Consider the following 17,279-nt stretch of genomic DNA (forward strand, 5'->3'; position numbering starts at 1 on the left):
ACCGCTGCCGCCGGACGAATCGACGGGGACCGAGCGATGCTCTCCCCGGTCTCCGACGCCAACGCCGACCGGCCGCCGGCCGGTCGGCCGCGGCGCTGGCGCGCGGGCTGGATGCTGGCGCTGAGCATCGTCGTGCTCCTGGTCGGCGTCCTCGCGGTCAGCGCGTGGGCCTCGCCCACTGCGCCGCAGCAGCCCCCGCCGCAACCACCGCTGCCGATCCCGACGGTGGATCCGTGCACCCCGGGTTCGCCGCTGCCGGTCTGCCAACTGCCCGCACCGACCACCACCAAGCCGCTGCCCACCGCGCCGCTGCCACTCCCGACCGGGGTGCCCGCGCCGACGACATGCAGCTTCCCCGGCCAGGTCGGCTGCACCTCGTCCACGCCGACCACGACACCGAGCCAGCCGTGCACGGGTGAGGACTGCATCCCGCAGCCGACCACGCCACCACCGAGCACTGGCCCGCAGCAGCCGGGCACGGGCAGCGGCGAGGGCGACTCGGACTGTGGGATCACCGACATCGGCGCGTGCATCACCGAGGCCATCAACTCGGCGTTCCGCAGCATCGTCGACGCCGCGCTCTCGCCGATCCTGGAGCTGATCGGGCACACCGCGCTGTCCACGCCGACGATCAGCGACCTGCCCGGCATCGGCGAGTTGTGGAACAACTCGTGGGAGCTCGTGGTCGCCGCCTACGGCCTGCTCATCCTCCTCGGCGGCATCGTCGTGATGGGCCACGAGAGCGTCCAGGCGCGCTACTCGATCAAGGAGATCGGGCCCCGGATCCCGATCGCGTTCATGGCCTCGGCGCTGAGCTTGTTCTTCACCGACAAGCTCATCCGACTGGCCAACGGCCTGACCCTGGGCATCCTCGGCGACGGGGTCAACGCGCCCTCGCTGGGCAACACCCTCAAGGACGCCGTCGCCGGCATCCAGACCGGCGGACTGTTCATCATCCTGGTCGGCCTGGTGCTCGTCGTGGTCGGCCTGGGCCTGCTGGTCGTCTACGTGGTCCGGATCGTCATCACCCTCGTCTTGATCATCTCGGGCCCTTTGTTCCTGATGTTCCACGCGCTGCCGCACACCGACCCGCTGGCTCGCTGGTGGTGGAAGGCGCTCACCGCGACGTTGTCGATCCAGGTCGCTCAGGCGCTGGTGCTGATCACCGCGGTGCGCACGTTCTTGTCCGGTGGCGTGAATCTGTTCGGTTCGACGCTGTCCGCGCTCGGCACGCTGGTGGCCGCGATCGCCTTGTTCTTCATCCTGTTCAAGATCCCGTTCTGGCTGTTGAAGGCGGTCAAGGTCAGCTCGGGTCGCTCGTTCCTCGGTGGCTTGGCTCGCGCCTACATCGCGGCGAAGACCTTCGGCATGGTCGCCGGGAAGACCGGTGCGCTCGGCAAGGTCGGCGGCGCTGTCGGTGCGAAGAGCGGCGGCGGAGGTGGAGGCGGCGGAGGTGGCCGCGGTGGCGGATCGGCTGATCCGCCGTGGCCCGCGCAGCCGCGCCTCGCGCCGACCCCGGAGATGGTCAACAAGCGGCTCCAGGCGGCTCATGACGCCGAGCGTGCTCGCGCGGCTCGTCGGTCGCGGCTGCCCTCGCAGGCGCCGCAGTTCTTGCAGCCCTCACCCCAAGACACCACCCACGACCCCGCCGTCACTCCGGCGAACCAGGGACCAGCCATGCCTCCTGAGTTCAGTTCCGCACCCACGCCCGCCACTCCGGTCTCCCCGCCTCGGCGGGGGCCGCGTCCGGGATCGGCACCCCAGTTCCAAGCCGCTGGAGGGCCGCGTCGACGCGGCGCCACCCCGCCGCCGGCCCGCCCGATCCGCACCGCGTCGGTGCCGCCGCAGTTGCAGTTCCGGCCCGCGACGCCGCCCGCGCCGCGGCCGTCGTCGCCACCCAGGCCGGCGTCCGCGCCTGCCGCGCCGGTGTTCCGGCAGGCGCAGCCCGAGCCGCGCATCGGCGACGCCTACCGGCGCACCCAGTCGGTTCCGCCGCCGGTGTTCCGCGCGCCGAAACCCGCTCCAGGAGGTGAAGGGAAATGAGTCAGCCGGTGAGGATTCCCGCTGACGTCGATCGCGAGGACCGGGTGATCGGGCCGCTGACCGCGCGGCAGCTGCTCATCCTCGCCATCACCGGGATCGTGCTGTACGGGACGTACACGATCACCCGCGAGTTCGTGCCGTTGGTGGCGTTCCTGATCGTCGCCATCCCGATCGGGGTGACCGCCGCGTTCCTCGCGCTGGGTCAGCGCGACGGCATCACACTCGACCGGTTGATGCTGGCGGCGCTGCGGCAGCGGATGAGCCCGCAGCACCGAGTGGCCGCGCCGGAAGGCATCCGCCCGGCCCCCGAGTGGCTGGGCAGCCAGGTCACGAACTCCAGCAGCAAGGGCCGCGCCAAGGGGAAGGACGGCGGGGACGCCGTGGCGTCGACGGTCTCGCCGGCCGCGCTGCGGCTGCCCGCCGAAGCGGTCACCGCCACCGGCGTCATCGATCTCGGCAAGGACGGCGTCGCCGTGGTCGCGGTGTGCAGCACGATCAACTTCGGGCTGCGCACCCCGGCCGAGCAGGAGTCCCTCGTCGCCTCCTTCGGGCGGTATCTGCACTCGCTGACCGCGCCCGTGCAGGTGCTCGTCCGCGCGGAACGACTGGACCTGTCCGGGCAGATCGCCGAGCTCCGCGAACAGGCCGGCGGACTGCCGCACCCGGCGCTGGAACGGGCGGCGCGCGAGCACGCCGAGTACCTCGACCAGCTCGGCCGCGCCACCGACCTGCTGCGCCGCCAGGTCCTGCTGATCCTGCGCGAACCGCTGCTCACCACGGGCCCGACCGACGGGCTCGGCGGCGTCTCGCCGCTGGCAGCGTTGACCGCGAAACGCAAGGCCGCCAAGCAGGCCGCCCTGGTTGACGACGCCACCCGGCGGGCCGCCGAGGCCCGGTTGGTGCGCCGGCTCGGCGAGGCGGTCGAGCTGCTGTCCCCCTCGGGGATCGTGGTCACCCCGCTGGACGCCGGACAGGCCACCGCGGTGCTCGCCGCGGCTTGCAACCCCGACAGCTTGATCCCGCCGAACTCCGGTCTCGCCGCGTCGGACGAGGTCATCACCACCGCCCCGGACGAGGGCTGGGACGCAGGCGCGTTCGGCCGCGCTGCGTTCCCCACCGACGACGAGTTCGGCGAGGCCGAGGACGCCTGGGACGACGACGCCGAGGACCCCGACGACTACGCCAACGCCGCGGGGAGGTACCGCTGATGAAGACCAAGACCAAGCGCCGCGGCCGGAAGCCCCAGAGCGTGCAGCCGCCGCTCGGGCGGGCCAGCGCGTTCACCCCGGACGCCATCTCCGTCCGTCCTCGTGCGCTGGAAGTCGGTGGCGAATGGGTCGCGAGTTTTGCCGTCGTCGGCTACCCGCGCGAAGTGCACAACGGGTGGCTTCAGCCTCTGCTGACCTACCCCGGACGCGTCGACGTCTCCCTGCACATCGAGCCGATCGATCCCGTTACCGCCGCGAACCGACTCAAGAAGCAGCTGTCGAAACTGGAGTCCGGCAGGCGACACACGAGCGAGAAGGGCCGGCTGGTCGACCCGCACGTCGAAGCCGCCACCGAGGACGCCTACGACTTGTCCGCACGGGTCGCCCGTGGCGAGGGCAAGCTTTACCGGCTCGGGCTGTACCTGACCGTGCACGCCCCGACCGAAGAGGCCCTCAGCGACGAGGTCGCGGCCATCCGGTCGCTGGCGGCGTCGCTGCTGCTGGACTGCAAACCAACCACCTACAGGAGCCTGCAGGGCTGGATCACCAGCCTGCCCATGGGCCTCGACCTCGTGGGCATGAGGAGGACGTTCGACACCTCGGCGCTGTCCGCGGCGTTCCCGTTCACGTCGCCGGACCTGCCGCCGCCAGACCCGACGTCGGTCGGCGCACCGAGCGGCGTGCTCTACGGCTTCAACGTCGGCAGCCAGGGACTCGTCCACCACGACCGGTTCGCCCTGGACAACCACAACAGCGTGATCCTCGGCCGCTCCGGCGCGGGCAAGAGCTACTTGGTGAAGCTGGAGTTGTTGCGGTCGCTGTACCGCGGGATCGAGATCCACGTCATCGACCCCGAGGACGAGTACGCCCGGCTGGCCGCCGCGGTCGGCGGGACCTATGTGCACCTCGGCGCCGAGCAGGTCCGCCTCAACCCGATGGACCTGCCGATCCACACCCGCCCGGACGGGCGCCGCACCGCGCCCCGCGACGCGCTGATCCGCCGTTCGCTGTTCCTGCACACCGTGATCTCGGTGCTGCTGGGCAGCGAGCTCGAAGCGACCGAACGGGCGGCACTGGACCGCGCCATCACCGCGACCTACCAACGCGTCGGCATCACCTCGGACCCGCGAACCTGGACCCGCCCGGCGCCACTGCTGGCCGACCTCGCCGAGGTCCTCGCCGACGCCGGTGACCCCGCCGGGGTCGAGCTCGCGGCGCGGCTGCACCCGTATGTCACCGGCGCGTTCTCCGGGTTGTTCTCCGGTCCGACCTCGACCCGCCCGGAGGGGCACCTGGTGGTGTTCTCGCTGCGGGATCTCGCCGACGAGCTCAAGCCGATCGGCACGTTGCTGACGCTCGACGCGGTCTGGCGACAGGTCTCCAACCCGGCCATCCGCAAGCCCAGGCTGGTCGTGGTCGACGAGGCGTGGCTGTTGATGAAGGAGCCCGCGGGCGCGGAGTTCTTGTTCCGGATGGCCAAGGCGTCCCGGAAACAGTGGGCCGGTCTCACGGTGGCCACCCAGGACACCGCGGACGTCCTGGGCTCGGATCTCGGTAAGGCCGTGGTAGCCAACGCCGCGACGCAGATCCTGCTGCGGCAAGCCTCCCAGGCGATCGACGAGATCACCCGCACCTTCGACCTGTCCATGGGTGAGCGCCAGTTCCTGCTCTCCGCGGACCGTGGCCAGGGCCTCCTGTCGACCGGGACGCAGCGAGTGGCATTCCAGTCCATCGCCTCACCGGTCGAGCATCAATTGGTCACGTCCAACCCCGCCGAAATCGCCGGGTATTCCGACACGTCGTCGGGAATCGAGAACTCCTTCGTCGAACTCGGCGCGGACGACCCCGCGGGAATCGCGGACTCGTTCGACGACGGCAACGCATCGCAGATCGAACTCGACGCCGCCTAATCGCAGGCGCCAATCCGTTCACACCGAATCGCATCCAGGGGATACCCATGTCTACGTCATTGCCCATTTCCGCCACCGTTAACCGGCCCGCGCGGCTGCTCACGCAAAACAGCGAAATGCGCCAGATCGGCGTGTGGAACTGGTCGCTGCCAGCCTGGGCCGGCCGCTTGGCCGACGGCCGTACCTACAACACCTGTCCGTCGGCCGGAATCTGCGCACAGGCGTGCTACGCCCGACACGGCACCTACACCTGGCCGGTCGTCCGCGCCAAGCACCAGGCCAACCTGATGTACGTCCTCGACAATCTGGCCGGCTGGCAGGCCGCCATGGCCGCAGAACTCGGCGCGGCCAAGTTCTGCGGCGCCTGGATCAGAATTCACGACAGTGGTGATTTCTTCTCCGACGCCTACCTTCAGGCATGGCTGGATATTTGCCGGGCTCGGCCCGACACGAATTTCTACGCCTACACCAAAGAGGTGTCCCGATTCCGGACGCTTGTCGAACCTGATCCGCCGCCGAATTTTCTGTGGGTCTATTCGTATGGCGGGACACAGGATGCCGCGCTGAATCCCGCCGTCGACCGGGTCGCGGATGTGTTTCCCGACGAGTCCGCGATCGCCGAGGCGGGCTGGGCCTCGCAGGAAGCCAGCGACCTGCTCGCGGTCCTGGGCCCGCGGCTGGTCGGTGTGCCGGCCAACCGCATTCCCGCCTACCTCAAGCGGCTAGCCGGCCGTCGGTTCTCCGAGTGGCAAGCCGAGGTCGACGCCGACCGCGCCGGCCGCCGAGGCCGCCGGCACCTGCGGCTCGTCGTCGACAACACCCGCCCCGACCACAGCCAGCAGCCCACGGCCGAGCCCAGCCCGGTGCGGGGCGACCAGCCACGGGCTGCGTGACCGCAGCTCGCGCCCGTCTCGCCGACCGCTTTGCGTGGGGAGGTTCCCGATGTCCTGGCCAATCACTGCCACACCCCTGTCCGCCCTCGTTCCTCCGCGGGTCGAGCAGACCGCCGTCGTGCTTGCCTCACCGGTCGGCGACTACCTGCGTGACCCGCTCGGCGCGTTCCAGAACGTGCTGGCTCACCTGCGCGACCTCGCCCTCACGTGGGGCCCGATCGTCGGGCCGGTGCTCGTTGTCGCTGTCACCGCCGCGGTCGTCGCGCGCCGTCGGTGGCGCCGCCGCTACCACCAGCGCCTGATGACCGATGCCCGAGTGGTCACGGTGCTCGCGCCACCGACGGTCGACCCGTCCGGAGCGATCACCGTGTGGTCCAACCTCGTTGGATTGCTGCGGCCAGGCTGGCTGCGCCGGTTCGGCGGGCAGCCGCACCTGAGCTTCGAGCTGACGTTCACCGACGACGGCGTGCAGATCCGGCTGTGGGTGCCGGGCCTGGTGCCGCCCGGCATGGTCGAGCGCGCGATCGAGGCCGCGTGGCCCGGCGCGCACACCCGCACCACACCCGCCAAGCCCCCGATCCCGACCACGGCGGCAGCAGGCCGACGAGTCGAAGCGGTCGGCGGCGAGCTGCGGCTGGCGCGCTCGGAGGCACTGCCGATCCGCACCGAGCACCCGGCCGACCCGATCCGGGCCATGCTCGGCGCACCGGTCGGGCTCGGCCCGCACGAGCGCGCCTGCGTGCAGATCCTCGCCCGCCCCGTCGCCGGCCACCGCGTGACCAAAGCCCGCCGCGCCGCCCGGCAGGTGCACGCGGGCGGCTCGGTCCACCTGGTCGGCCGGCTGCTCGACGCCATCACACCGGGCAAGACACCCAAGCCGTCGACCAGCACACGGACGCCGGGCCTGGATCGGCAGACCAGCCTGGAGTATGCCGCCCAGGACCGTGCTGTGGTCGAGAAGCTGCGGGCGAACCAGTTCGAGACCCGCATCCGCTACGCCGTGGCCACCACCGTCCCCGACGACGCCACCTCGGGCGAGGTCCAGGCGGTGCGGGAGGTGCTGCGGGGCCGCGGGCACGCGATCGCCTCGGCGTTCGCCGCCTACTCCGAGCACAACTACTACCGCCGGGTCCGGCTCCGCCGCGACCCGGTCGCCGTGCTGGCCGAACGCCGGCTTGGCAAGGGCGACCTGCTCTCGATCCCGGAGCTGGCCGCGATCGCGCACCTGCCGATCGACGAGTCCACCCCCGGCCTGCAGCGGGCCGGCGCGAAGGCCGTGCCGCCCCCACCGGGTATCGCCACGGTCGGCGAGCAGATCAAGCCGCTCGGGCTGTCGGACTCCGGGCACTCCCGCCCGGTCGGGCTGCACGTCACCGACGCCCGCCACCACCTGCACATCCTCGGTGCCACCGGTAGCGGCAAGTCGGAGCTGATGGCGCGGATGATCCTGGCCGACGCTGAGGCCGGTCGCGGCGTGGTCGTGGTCGACCCGAAGGGCGACCTCGTGTCGGACATCCTGATGCGGCTGCCCGAGGAGCTCGGCGAGAAGGTCGTGCTGTTCGACGCCGACTCCCGAGCCCGTCCGCCGGTGCTCAACCCGCTGGAGGGCGCGGACAAGGCCCGCGCGGTCGACAACCTGGTGTCGATCTTCTCCCGGATCTACGCCTCCTCGTGGGGTCCGCGCACCGACGACATCCTGCGCGCCGGGCTGCTCACCCTGACCGCGATGCCCGGTACCCCGACGCTGGTCGACCTGCCCAAGCTGTTGACCGTGCCGGCGTTCCGGCAACGGGCCTGCGACCAGATCGACGACGAGGTCCTCAAGGGCTTCTGGTCCTGGTACGACGATCTGTCCGAAGCCAGCCGCGCACAAGTGATCGCGCCGCTGATGAACAAAATCCGCGGATTCCTGCTGCGCCCGTTCGTCCGTGCCGCCATCGCCGGTGGTACGTCCACTGTGGACATGGACGAGGTGCTCAATACCGGTGGGATCTGCTTGGTGCGCATCGCTCGCGACGCGCTGGGGATGGAAACCGCGCGGCTGGTCGGCTCCATCGTCGTGGCACGCACCTGGCAGGCCGCCACCCGCCGGGCCCGCGTCCCGCAGCGCCAACGTCGCGATTGCGGGCTGTACGTGGACGAGTGCCACAACTTCTTGAACTTGGCCTATCCGTTGGAGGACATGCTCGCCGAGGCCCGTGGCTACCGGCTCTCCATGGCGTTGGCGCACCAGTACCTCGGACAGCTACCGAAGGAGCTCGAAGAGGGCATCAGCACCAACGCCCGCAGCAAGATCTTCTTCAACGCCTCGCCCGAGGACGCGAAGAGGCTGGCCCGGCACACCATGCCGCGCCTTTCTGATCACGACCTGTCCAACCTCGGCGTGTACCACGTCGCCGCCCGGCTCGTCCTGGGCGGCGAGGAAGCACCGCCGTTCACCGCGGTCACCGAGGAGCTCCCGCCCGCGATTCCCGGACGCGCCAAGGCAATCCGCAAAGCAGCCAGGATCAACACCCGCCCGCCTGTCACTGACGCCGACAACGCCGTAGGCGGATCCGGGCGGCCCACTGTGGACCCACGTCGCGCGGCCTGACCCGACGGATCTCGTTCTCCCGCAACGCATGCGGGCTCACCTATTGCGCCCGTTCCGCTCCGGTGATCCCGCATGCGTTGCCTTCGCCTTCCCCATTCCGGCCCAACGACTGGGAGGTGCCGACCCATGATTTCGAATCCCACGCCTCAGAGGGCATTGCGCGGGCACATGCCCCAGCGCCCCACGCCGCGGGCGGCCACCACCGGGGAGCACCACGCCCAGCTCGCCGGGCGGCTGACCCTCCGGGACCGGTGGCTGGCCCGAATGCTGCACGAGCACAAGGTCTTCACCACCCAGCAGATCGTCGAGCTCTGCTACCCGACCATGCGCGCGGCCAACCACCGCCTGCTCGACCTGTTCAAGTGGCGCGTCGTCGACCGCTTCCAGCCGTTCGTCAGCTCCGGCACCGCGCCGATGCACTACGTGCTCGACATCGCCGGAGCGGTCGCCCTGGCCTACGAGGACGGTCTCGACCCCAAGCAACTCGGCTACCGCCACGAAGACGCCATCGGCATCGCCCACTCCCTGCGCCTCGCGCACACCGTGGGCGTCAACGGCTTCTTCACCACCCTCGTTGCACTCAGCCGACGGCCCGGTGCCCGCGGACGCCTGACCGCGTGGTGGTCGGAGCTGCGCTGTGGCCGGCTCTTCGGCGACATGGTCCGCCCCGACGCCTACGGCCGCTGGCGCGAAGACGGCCACCAGATCGAGTTCTTCCTCGAATTCGACTTCGGCACCGAGGACCTCGGCAAGCTCGGCCGCAAGCTGCACGGCTACGAAAAGCTCGCCACCGCAACGGGAATCACCACCCCGGTCCTGGTGTGGCTGCCCACCAACCGCCGCGAAACCACCGCGCGTAGGGCGCTCGCCGACGCACTGTCTCAGTTGGACCGTCCCGCGTTGGTGCCCGTAGCCACCAGCGCCGCAGATGTTGCGGGCGTGGCCGGCGAGGACAACCCCGCCACCGCGCGCTGGTTGCCGATCTCCGGGCCGGCATCGCGACGGCCGGGCCGGCTGCGCCTTGTCGAGCTCGCGCGGCTCTGGCCCCACGTCGAGCCGCCCTCCGCGGTGCCGTCGTCGACCGCGGCTCAGGCGCAGCAGGCGCCCGCGGACCTGGCGGCGCCGGATCCGCTCCCGCCACCCCTCCCCACCAGCCGCTTCCGGAGGTGACTCCATGAAGATCGCCGTTGCCGCTGTTGCGGCCATCATCGCCGTCCCCATCCTCATCGGGGGTGTCGGCAAAGCCATTGTCAGTGCGCTGTTCGGCACCGGTGGCACCGAGCCGAGCCAGGCCGCGATCGCCGAGATCCCCAACGACTACCTGTCGCTCTACCGAGCCGCAGCCTCCGTGTGCCCAGGGCTGGACTGGACCATCCTCGCCGCCATCGGCGACGCCGAATCCAAGCACGGCCGCGGCTCCGGCGAGGGCATCAAGGAAGGCGAGAACTACATGGGGGCCGGCGGTCCCATGCAGTTCCTCAAGCCCACCTTCGATGGCGTGATCGCGCGGCACACGATCCCGCCCGGCGGCTCGAACCCACCGTCACGCTACAACCCGCACGACGCCATCTACGCCGCCGCGTTCTACCTGTGCGATTCCGGGGCACAGAAGGACATCCGCAAGGCCCTGTTCGCCTACAACCATGACGAGGAGTACGTCAACGGCGTTCTGGCACAAGCAAAACGGTACGGCACCGCCACCGTCGGAACCGGCGACTGCAACAAGATCCAGGCACCCAACCCGGCCGCGATCATGGCGATCAACTTCGCCTGCGGTCAGCTCGGCCTGCCCTACGTCTGGGGTGGCAACGGACCAGCCGGTGGACACGCCGGCTTCGACTGCTCCGGCCTCACCAAAGCGGCCTACAACGCCGCCGGCATCGCCCTACCGCGCACGGCGCAAACCCAGTACAACGCGGGCCCGCTAGTGCCCGCCGGCCAACCGCTGCTCCCAGGTGACCTGGTCTTCTACGGCACACCCGGCAACGTCCACCACGTCGGCCTGTACATCGGCGCCGGCAAGATGGTGCACGCCCCGACATTCGGCGAGCCGGTCCAGGTCGGCAACTACCGCTGGAACGGGGACGACTACCTCGCGGCCAGCCGCCCCACCGGCGATGCTCGCGTCTAAAGTGGACATAGCTAGGCTGGCCTCCTTCCGTCGGACGTTCAGGGTGACAGCCCAGCGGTTGCCCCTGTCGGGCTCCGCTTCAACTCGGGCGATCATGCAGTTTCAGTGGCGCGCTCGCGTAGCACGCTCAGAATGTCGGGCCGGTAGCGCGCCTTGATGCGGTGCTGGGTGCCCCCCTGCATCTCCTTGATGAGCTTCGCGACCTTTGTGGCTTCGTCGAACTCACCGCCTGCTGCGAAGAAGGCACGCAGCCAGGTGTCAGCGTCAAGCGGATAGCCGGCTGCGGTAAACACGCGCAGTAGCTGCACGACGGCATCCTTGCCGTTGCCACCCGACAGCCCGTTGTACTGCTCACCTACCCAGCACTTCGCGGCCTCAAGTTGCACGGCGTCTGGTGCTTCGAGTGCGGACCCGGTGTGCAGGTTCGTGGCGCCGACCCCGTCGAGCCAGGTGCGGACCATATCGTGCGGCGACCAAACGATGACGAACAGTCTCGCGACGGACTCCGTCGTGACGATCTCGCGCAGCAAGTCGCAATCCCGTTCCTTGTAGGGATGCAGGACGATGAGCGGACGGCTGATCGTCTTGTCGGTGCGTCGGAGCTCATTGAGGTCTGACAGGTCGATGACGTGCCGTTCGTCGGCGTCGTGGGCGACGAAGGTCATGAACTCACGGTCAGCGCTGTGGTCCGACTCGTACGTCTTCCGATCGGCCGTAGCGAAAACGTATGGCGGACTTCCGAGCCAGTCTTGGATCACGGCACTCTGCTGCCGCATCGCAGTGCCGTGCTGTCCCCAATCTTCTCGGACCATGTACGCGAGTTCGGTCATGGGGCCAGTCTGCCGCAAACCTCGGACTTAGCGTCCACGGCTGGCCGTGGCGTCCTCATCAACCCACCGGCACTCTTGGCCCGATCGCCCGCCTCCGGGTCGACCTGATCGGCACCTTCGGCCCAGGCGCACTTTCAGCTATCAGAAGCTATGTCTCAATTTGATCCCGCCGGGCGTCCCATTGATCGGCCGCGATCGCTACACATGCCGCGACAAGGGAGTCTAGGACGACCTCAATCTTGCGAACGTCATACATCCCTTCAGTCAAAGTCTCGGCCGTCTGCTTAAGAAATTCTTTGCTGTAGACCTCTTTAAATTCCAGCGCCCCATGATAGGTATCTAGGCTCTCCTTGTGATTGGTCCAGCGCACTTTCGCCGGCAGATAACCGCCGACGTCAAGATCGAGATAACACTCGATTGCCGCGGCGCGCCGATTGATGTCCGAGTGGTGGAGCCCCTCGGGACCTTGAGCCGGAAACGAGCGGAACACCTCAAGCTCAGGCAACATGATTCCGCGCATGTTCACGGGAAGGGTGAGATTCGACAGACGCTGATGCGCATCGAGACCCTCCGCGTCATTGTCGAATACGAAAAGAACCTGGTTGTGAACGTCTATTTTTGCGAGTCCTTCTGCGAATTTCACGAGGCTTCCCGTGCCGGAGAAGGGGTGACGCTTGCTCACGTCGATGAAGCGGAAGAAATCCGCTATCCCTGGCCGCAGCAGCGCGAGCGCATGCGTCAAAATATGGACGTCCGAACTGCCTTCAGTCGCAATCAGAAACGTCTCGGTTCGCCGGGCATCGGGCATAAATTCCCGCTCTGTGGCCCACCCGGCTTGCACCAACGGTCCATATTGCCAGACGACAGGCGCATCCTTGTTCGCTTCGATCTCCGCCAAGAGTCGCAACACGGAATACGGGTGAAGGATATTCACCAAAGAGCCGAAGAAATTTTGCTCCGAGTGGACTTGAATGCCAGAGGGTCGATCTGCAGGGATCCGCTCGACCTGTACCTCTCTGAAGCGAGCTTGTATCCTCGCTTTGCCTGCATCGTCCGCATACGGAACAAAGGTGTCGTCGAGACTGTCGAGCGGGTACGCGGCGGCAAATGCGACGAATTCCACAAAGTTCATCAGGTCAGGAACGAGCTCTTCGTCGCCGATCTGAAGATACTTCCTCTCCTCCAGCCAGTTTTGCGCGACGGCGTCGTACTCACGCCGGACGTGTTCTAGATTGAAGCCGAGGAGTTCGAGGCGTGGAACGACGTATTTGAGCGGTCGCGTGAACGCCGCCTCGGAGGGCGTGGGGTCCTCGTCGTTCTCCTCGTACCAATCGTAGTTGATCTGATCGCTCTTGATCGCCTTTCGATCTTGTTCCTGAAAAATCGATCCGTGATCAGTTCCGCGGTGGTTCTTGCTGTACGTGACCGACACGCCAGCCACATCGAGTGTGATTTCCGTACCCAAGTTCCGCCCCCAACTGGGTAACTATGACGCCTGTCGACGTGTCAATGAAGAGACTAAGCATATTCAATCTCGCCCGTCAGGCTGCTGAAGGTTGTTACGATTCGTCGGCGGTGTCGCCTTCGAGGAGCTTGTACACGTTGCTGCGCTGCATCCCGACTTCCTTGGAGATCCTCAACCGGGGCACTCCTGCGGCGTCCGCGGCCAGCACGGCTTCACGCCGTTTCTTCCGCGCTTCTCGTTGCTTGGCGAGGAGGCTGTTGATCTTCGCTTCGAGTTCGGCCTGTTGGGTGCGGGCGTCGTCCAGTTCCTTCTTGATCCCCTCGACCTCGGCTCGGCAGGCGCGAAGCTGAAGGACTTCCTCGGGGTCGCTCATCAGGAGCCCTCTCTCGCAGGGGGTCACCGTCTTGCTTTCGGTGAGCCTTCGTCGTCTCGTTGTGTCTATCACACATGTCTATCATTCCTGTGTCTAGGACATCTGGGGCTGGCGGGCGACCTCCGGTCCCACCCGGAGTCGCCCGCCGGTTGCCTGCTCGGGGCTAGGTTGACGGCACGCCTGACTTGGGGTCTCCGAGCCAGGCGTGCCGGCCGACCTCCGCGAGTTCGGCCTTGCGGTGCTGCCAGTCGGGCATCCACAGGTACATCCGCCGCTTCCAGGCGTGGCCATGTGCTGCCCTGCTGGGCTGGGTGGCATGGGCCTGTTCGTGGACGAGCACATACTCGATCAACCGGAGCGGTAGGCCGAACACGGCCCAGTGCAGCGTCGTCGTGTGCCTCGGCGGTCCCTCGTAGATGCCCCAGCGGCGCCGTCCGAGATCGCGAACTGCGTAGTTCAGGCCGGTGATGTGGCCATCCAGTTCGTACTGGCGTCCCTCGCGACGCAACCAGGCGAGCCCGACTTGCCGGTACAGCCCGATCACCGCTCGGCGGACCAGCTCTGGCCGCTGTCTCCGCGCGGACAGGACACCGTCGGACGTGATCACAGGCAGCTGTGCGGCTCCCGCGGGCGAGGCGTCGACGAGCTGGAGCCGGTAGCGCCGGCCGAGCAGGTCGAACTCCTCGCCGTCGACGAACTCCTTGACCGCGTGATCCGGGGCCAACCGCGTGGCGGTGTCCACCTTCTCGGTGATCCATCGACGATGGCTGCCGACAAACCGCGCAACCTGTTCCGGGGCGGCCGTCGGCGGGATCAGCACGGCGACACCGCCTCCCGGATTGACCTGGATGCCGGTCTTGCGCCGTCGTGGACGGATGGCCACCTCGACCTGCCACTCGGGCGGCAGGTCGAGGGCGGCCAGAGCGGCCCGGAAGGCGTCAGGGCCGGTCATCGCACTCCCTCCTGGTAGTTGATGTGCTCGACTGAGCTGGCCACGGTGGCGGCGCCGGTGCGCAGCAGTTCGTTGACGCCCTTCGACGTGACGGAGTGGATCGGTCCCGGTACGCCGTAGACCCGGCGGCCGAGTTCTCCAGCGGCTCGGGCGACGGCGAGGGAGCTGCTGCGCTGTCCTGCCTCGACGATCAGGGTCGCCGCGGCGAGTGCAGCCAACAGTCGGCACCGCGTGTGGAACCGGATGCGGGTGGGTCGTGTGCCGATCGGGTACTCGCTGACCAGCAACCCACCCTGCTGGATCACCGTTTGGTAGAGCTGGGCGTGCTGGTGCGGATGGGTTAGGTCGACGCCGTTGGCGAGCACGACGATCGTCTGGCCGTCTGCGGCCAGTGCGCCGCGGTGCGCTGGTTCGTCAACGCCGAGGCTGCCGCCGCTGAGGACGGTCACGCCGGCACGGGCGAGTTCGTAACTGACGTCCTCCGCGACTGTGTTTCCGTACTCCGTCGACGCGCGGGCGCCCGTGACGGTGACGGCGAGGTTGGTGAGCTCGGCCAACGAGCCGCTGCCGCGCACCCAAAGCGCGAGCGGGACGCCGAGGCTGGCCAGGCTGGTCAGCCGTCCGAGCGGCCAGTCGCCGTCTTCGGGCGTGAGCAGGCGCGCCGTGCGCCTGTCGAGCGCCCGCAGGTCGTCATCGATCCGGGCATCGGGCCGGGTGACCTCGCTGAGCACGGCGGCGGGTGCGGTGCCGTGCCGGATCCGCGCGACGGCGTCGACCGGCCCGTGGACGGCGACGTAGTGGTGAGTGGCGGGTGCGGGTGGTTCGGCCGCGCGCAGAAGGAACAGCCGGGCGTGCAGTTCGTCGTGTGAAGGCATGGTTCAACTCCTCGATGGGTAGGGCTTGCTCGGGTCGGTGGGCTTCGCAGGTGCGATCGGAGGGGCACGCCTAGGGCTCGGTGCGGTCGTGCAGCGGGATGGGCAGGCTGTGTCCGATCAGCTCGCGCCAGCGCCCGTCACCGGTGTGGAGGTGCGCGCCGGAGGCCATGAACCACTTGCCGGGCGGGGCGTCCGCCGGGCGTGCGACGAAGCGGCCGTACTGGAACAGCAGGTAGACACCGGGCGCGTCGTCGGACGGTTCGGAGATCCGGGCGAAGGCCGGCAACGCCCGGTCTTCGCCGACGCCGAGGATTGTCACGTAGCGGACGCGGGAGGACAGGCCCTTGTTGGGGCAGTGGATCGGGCCGGTCAGGATCTCCGCACGCAGTCCTTTCCGGACGACCGGGACCTCGATGACGCCGTCCCCGAGTTCGGGAATCTGGTCGAGTTCCGTGACGCCCCACGGTGTCTCGGTGTAGGCCGCCAGAAGCCGGTAGGCCGGGACATATTCGGCACCGTGGCGCACAGTGGCTTTGGCCTCGGCGGGCAGCCGGGTCAGCACCGTCTCACGCAGGCGGCCTGTCCAGGTGTGCGCTTCGCTGGTGTGCCAGCCGATCGTGCCGCTGGTCTGGTACTCGTAGCAGTCCAGCAGGCACAGCACGGCGATCGGATGCAGCGCGCGGTCGGTCACCGTCGCGACGTAGTCCGGCGGCTCTCCGTCCTGGGGCTCGACGTCGCGGTGGGGTCGGTGCTGCTGAAGCAGCATCTGGCCGACCGGGGTGAGATCGTCGAAGACGCCGATCAGGCCGAATTGCAGTCCGGCGTTGACGAGTCCGTCGATGTGCGCAGGGTGCAGGTCGAACCGAGACATGGCGGTATCCCTTCAAGAGAGCGGAAATTCGGTGCATGGTTCAGGCCGCGTTGCTACGGCCTTGGCTGTCGATGAGGGCTTGCTGCACGACGGTGATGGCCGTGTCGATGCGGCGTTCCAGCCGGAGCAGCGCCTCGTCGGTGTGGTCGGTCCAGGCGTCGGCGAAGCTGTCGAGCTCCTTGTTCTGTGCCTGGGCGGGAGCGACCGTGTAGAACTCCTCCTGGGTCGGATAGGTCCCGTCGCTGCGCTTGCGGAGCCACAGTCGGCGGTGGGTGTCTCGATCACCGTCGCGGGCGGGTGCTCCGGCGATCTCCTCGTTCTTCGTCAGCGGGATGTCGACGAGTCGGCTGACTTCGGTCAGTGCGGTGTGGACGGTGCGGTGTCCACCGAGCAGGACGCTGTCCACGGATCGGGCCGCGTTGGCTGGCGCGTAGTAGAGCCGGCGTACGCGGTAGATCGCCCATGGCATCTTCTTCATGCGGGCGACGGCGAGGGTGATGGGCTCGGTCACCTGGTCGCGGCGTAGTCGGGTGATCAGTGACTTGCCGGGCCCGAACAGGCCCGATCGAGGGTTGAGCGCCAGACAGACGTACTCGTCGATGATGTGTTGTGCCGCTTCGGTTGGGAGCGCGGCGAACCGTGCGAGTTGTTCGGGCCAGCCGGATTTGTTGCCAGCGTAGGGACAGTGTCGGCAGCAACTCTTCGGCCACGCCACGCCGAGTTTGCGATACAGGTAGTCGAGGCAGTCCTGTCGGCTCCATCCCCATTCGTAGATCGGATACGTTGGGATACGTTGTCCGCCCATGGAATACGCGGAGTCGCGCGTGATCCTGGTTCCCTCGTGGACGTTGAACGCGAGCGCGTGGATGTAGGGCCTGTCACCGAACTCGTTGGCACGCCATGCATCCTGTGGCGCTCCCTTGGCTTTCTGGCTGCATTTCCGGACTCCGCCGAGCTGTGGCATGGTGCCGGTGACGCGGTTCTCGCGGGAGAGCTTGTACACCCCGTCGAGGTGCAGCCGGTACGGTTGCCGGGTGTCCTGGAGTACGGCGACACCGTCCTTTTTGGTCAGGTCCCCTGCGAGCGAGTTCGACCAGGCGGACGTTGTACTTGCGGAGCAAGGGAAGAATGTGGT

At 68.2% G+C, this 17,279-nt stretch carries 14 protein-coding genes; 7 read left to right on the forward strand and 7 right to left on the reverse strand.

Annotated elements, in window-relative coordinates:
* Positions 1-36 precede the first annotated feature (36 nt).
* The 7 genes from ACWEVP_RS34605 to ACWEVP_RS34635 all read left to right on the forward strand — a co-directional run bounded on the left by ACWEVP_RS34605 (position 37) and on the right by ACWEVP_RS34635 (position 10,778).
* The gene (locus ACWEVP_RS34605) at positions 37-2,043 is read left to right on the forward strand and encodes a hypothetical protein (RefSeq protein ID WP_452066788.1); all 2,007 of its coding nucleotides are present in this window, start codon (positions 37-39) and stop codon (positions 2,041-2,043) included.
* Positions 2,040-3,251: a PrgI family protein gene (locus ACWEVP_RS34610; RefSeq protein WP_452066789.1), complete on the forward strand. Its 1,212-nt coding sequence runs from the start codon at positions 2,040-2,042 to the stop codon at positions 3,249-3,251. The genes ACWEVP_RS34605 and ACWEVP_RS34610 overlap by 4 nt, the downstream gene beginning before the upstream one ends.
* Positions 3,251-5,161: a VirB4 family type IV secretion system protein gene (locus ACWEVP_RS34615; RefSeq protein ID WP_452066790.1), complete on the forward strand. Its 1,911-nt coding sequence runs from the start codon at positions 3,251-3,253 to the stop codon at positions 5,159-5,161. The genes ACWEVP_RS34610 and ACWEVP_RS34615 overlap by 1 nt, the downstream gene beginning before the upstream one ends.
* A gap of 47 nt (positions 5,162-5,208) precedes the next feature.
* The gene (locus tag ACWEVP_RS34620) at positions 5,209-6,054 is read left to right on the forward strand and encodes a GP88 family protein (protein WP_452066791.1); all 846 of its coding nucleotides are present in this window, start codon (positions 5,209-5,211) and stop codon (positions 6,052-6,054) included.
* A 49-nt stretch (positions 6,055-6,103) separates the two neighbouring features.
* A complete protein-coding gene (locus ACWEVP_RS34625; protein WP_452066792.1) occupies positions 6,104-8,647 on the forward strand; it encodes a type IV secretory system conjugative DNA transfer family protein in 2,544 nt (847 codons plus the stop codon).
* A gap of 126 nt (positions 8,648-8,773) precedes the next feature.
* Positions 8,774-9,817, forward strand: coding sequence for a replication-relaxation family protein (locus ACWEVP_RS34630; RefSeq protein ID WP_452066793.1), 1,044 nt, complete (start codon positions 8,774-8,776; stop codon positions 9,815-9,817).
* 4 nt (positions 9,818-9,821) lie between these two features.
* Positions 9,822-10,778 carry a C40 family peptidase gene (locus tag ACWEVP_RS34635; protein ID WP_452066794.1) on the forward strand — a complete coding sequence of 319 codons (957 nt, stop codon included), beginning with the start codon at positions 9,822-9,824 and terminating at the stop codon, positions 10,776-10,778.
* 92 nt (positions 10,779-10,870) lie between these two features.
* Here ACWEVP_RS34635 and ACWEVP_RS34640 read toward each other — a convergent pair whose 3' ends face one another.
* The 7 genes from ACWEVP_RS34640 to ACWEVP_RS34670 all read right to left on the reverse strand — a co-directional run bounded on the left by ACWEVP_RS34640 (position 10,871) and on the right by ACWEVP_RS34670 (position 17,147).
* Entirely contained in the window at positions 10,871-11,608 is a 738-nt protein-coding gene (locus ACWEVP_RS34640; protein ID WP_112285771.1) for a hypothetical protein, read from the reverse strand.
* 148 nt (positions 11,609-11,756) lie between these two features.
* Complete coding sequence (locus ACWEVP_RS34645; RefSeq protein WP_452066795.1) at positions 11,757-13,073, reverse strand: HEPN/Toprim-associated domain-containing protein; 1,317 nt, start codon at positions 13,071-13,073, stop codon at positions 11,757-11,759.
* Between the two features lie 94 nt (positions 13,074-13,167).
* Positions 13,168-13,446 carry a hypothetical protein gene (locus ACWEVP_RS34650; RefSeq protein ID WP_112285769.1) on the reverse strand — a complete coding sequence of 93 codons (279 nt, stop codon included), beginning with the start codon at positions 13,444-13,446 and terminating at the stop codon, positions 13,168-13,170.
* 163 nt (positions 13,447-13,609) lie between these two features.
* The gene (locus ACWEVP_RS34655) at positions 13,610-14,398 is read right to left on the reverse strand and encodes a M48 family metallopeptidase (RefSeq protein WP_452066796.1); all 789 of its coding nucleotides are present in this window, start codon (positions 14,396-14,398) and stop codon (positions 13,610-13,612) included.
* A complete protein-coding gene (gene dprA, locus ACWEVP_RS34660; RefSeq protein ID WP_452066797.1) occupies positions 14,395-15,273 on the reverse strand; it encodes a DNA-processing protein DprA in 879 nt (292 codons plus the stop codon). Before dprA ends, ACWEVP_RS34655 begins: the two co-directional genes overlap by 4 nt.
* 70 nt (positions 15,274-15,343) lie before the next feature.
* A complete protein-coding gene (locus ACWEVP_RS34665; protein ID WP_452066798.1) occupies positions 15,344-16,144 on the reverse strand; it encodes a hypothetical protein in 801 nt (266 codons plus the stop codon).
* 40 nt (positions 16,145-16,184) lie between these two features.
* Complete coding sequence (locus ACWEVP_RS34670) at positions 16,185-17,147, reverse strand: hypothetical protein (protein WP_452066799.1); 963 nt, start codon at positions 17,145-17,147, stop codon at positions 16,185-16,187.
* Positions 17,148-17,279: the final 132 nt, after the last annotated feature.

This window comes from Amycolatopsis sp. NPDC003865, from assembly GCF_053605345.1.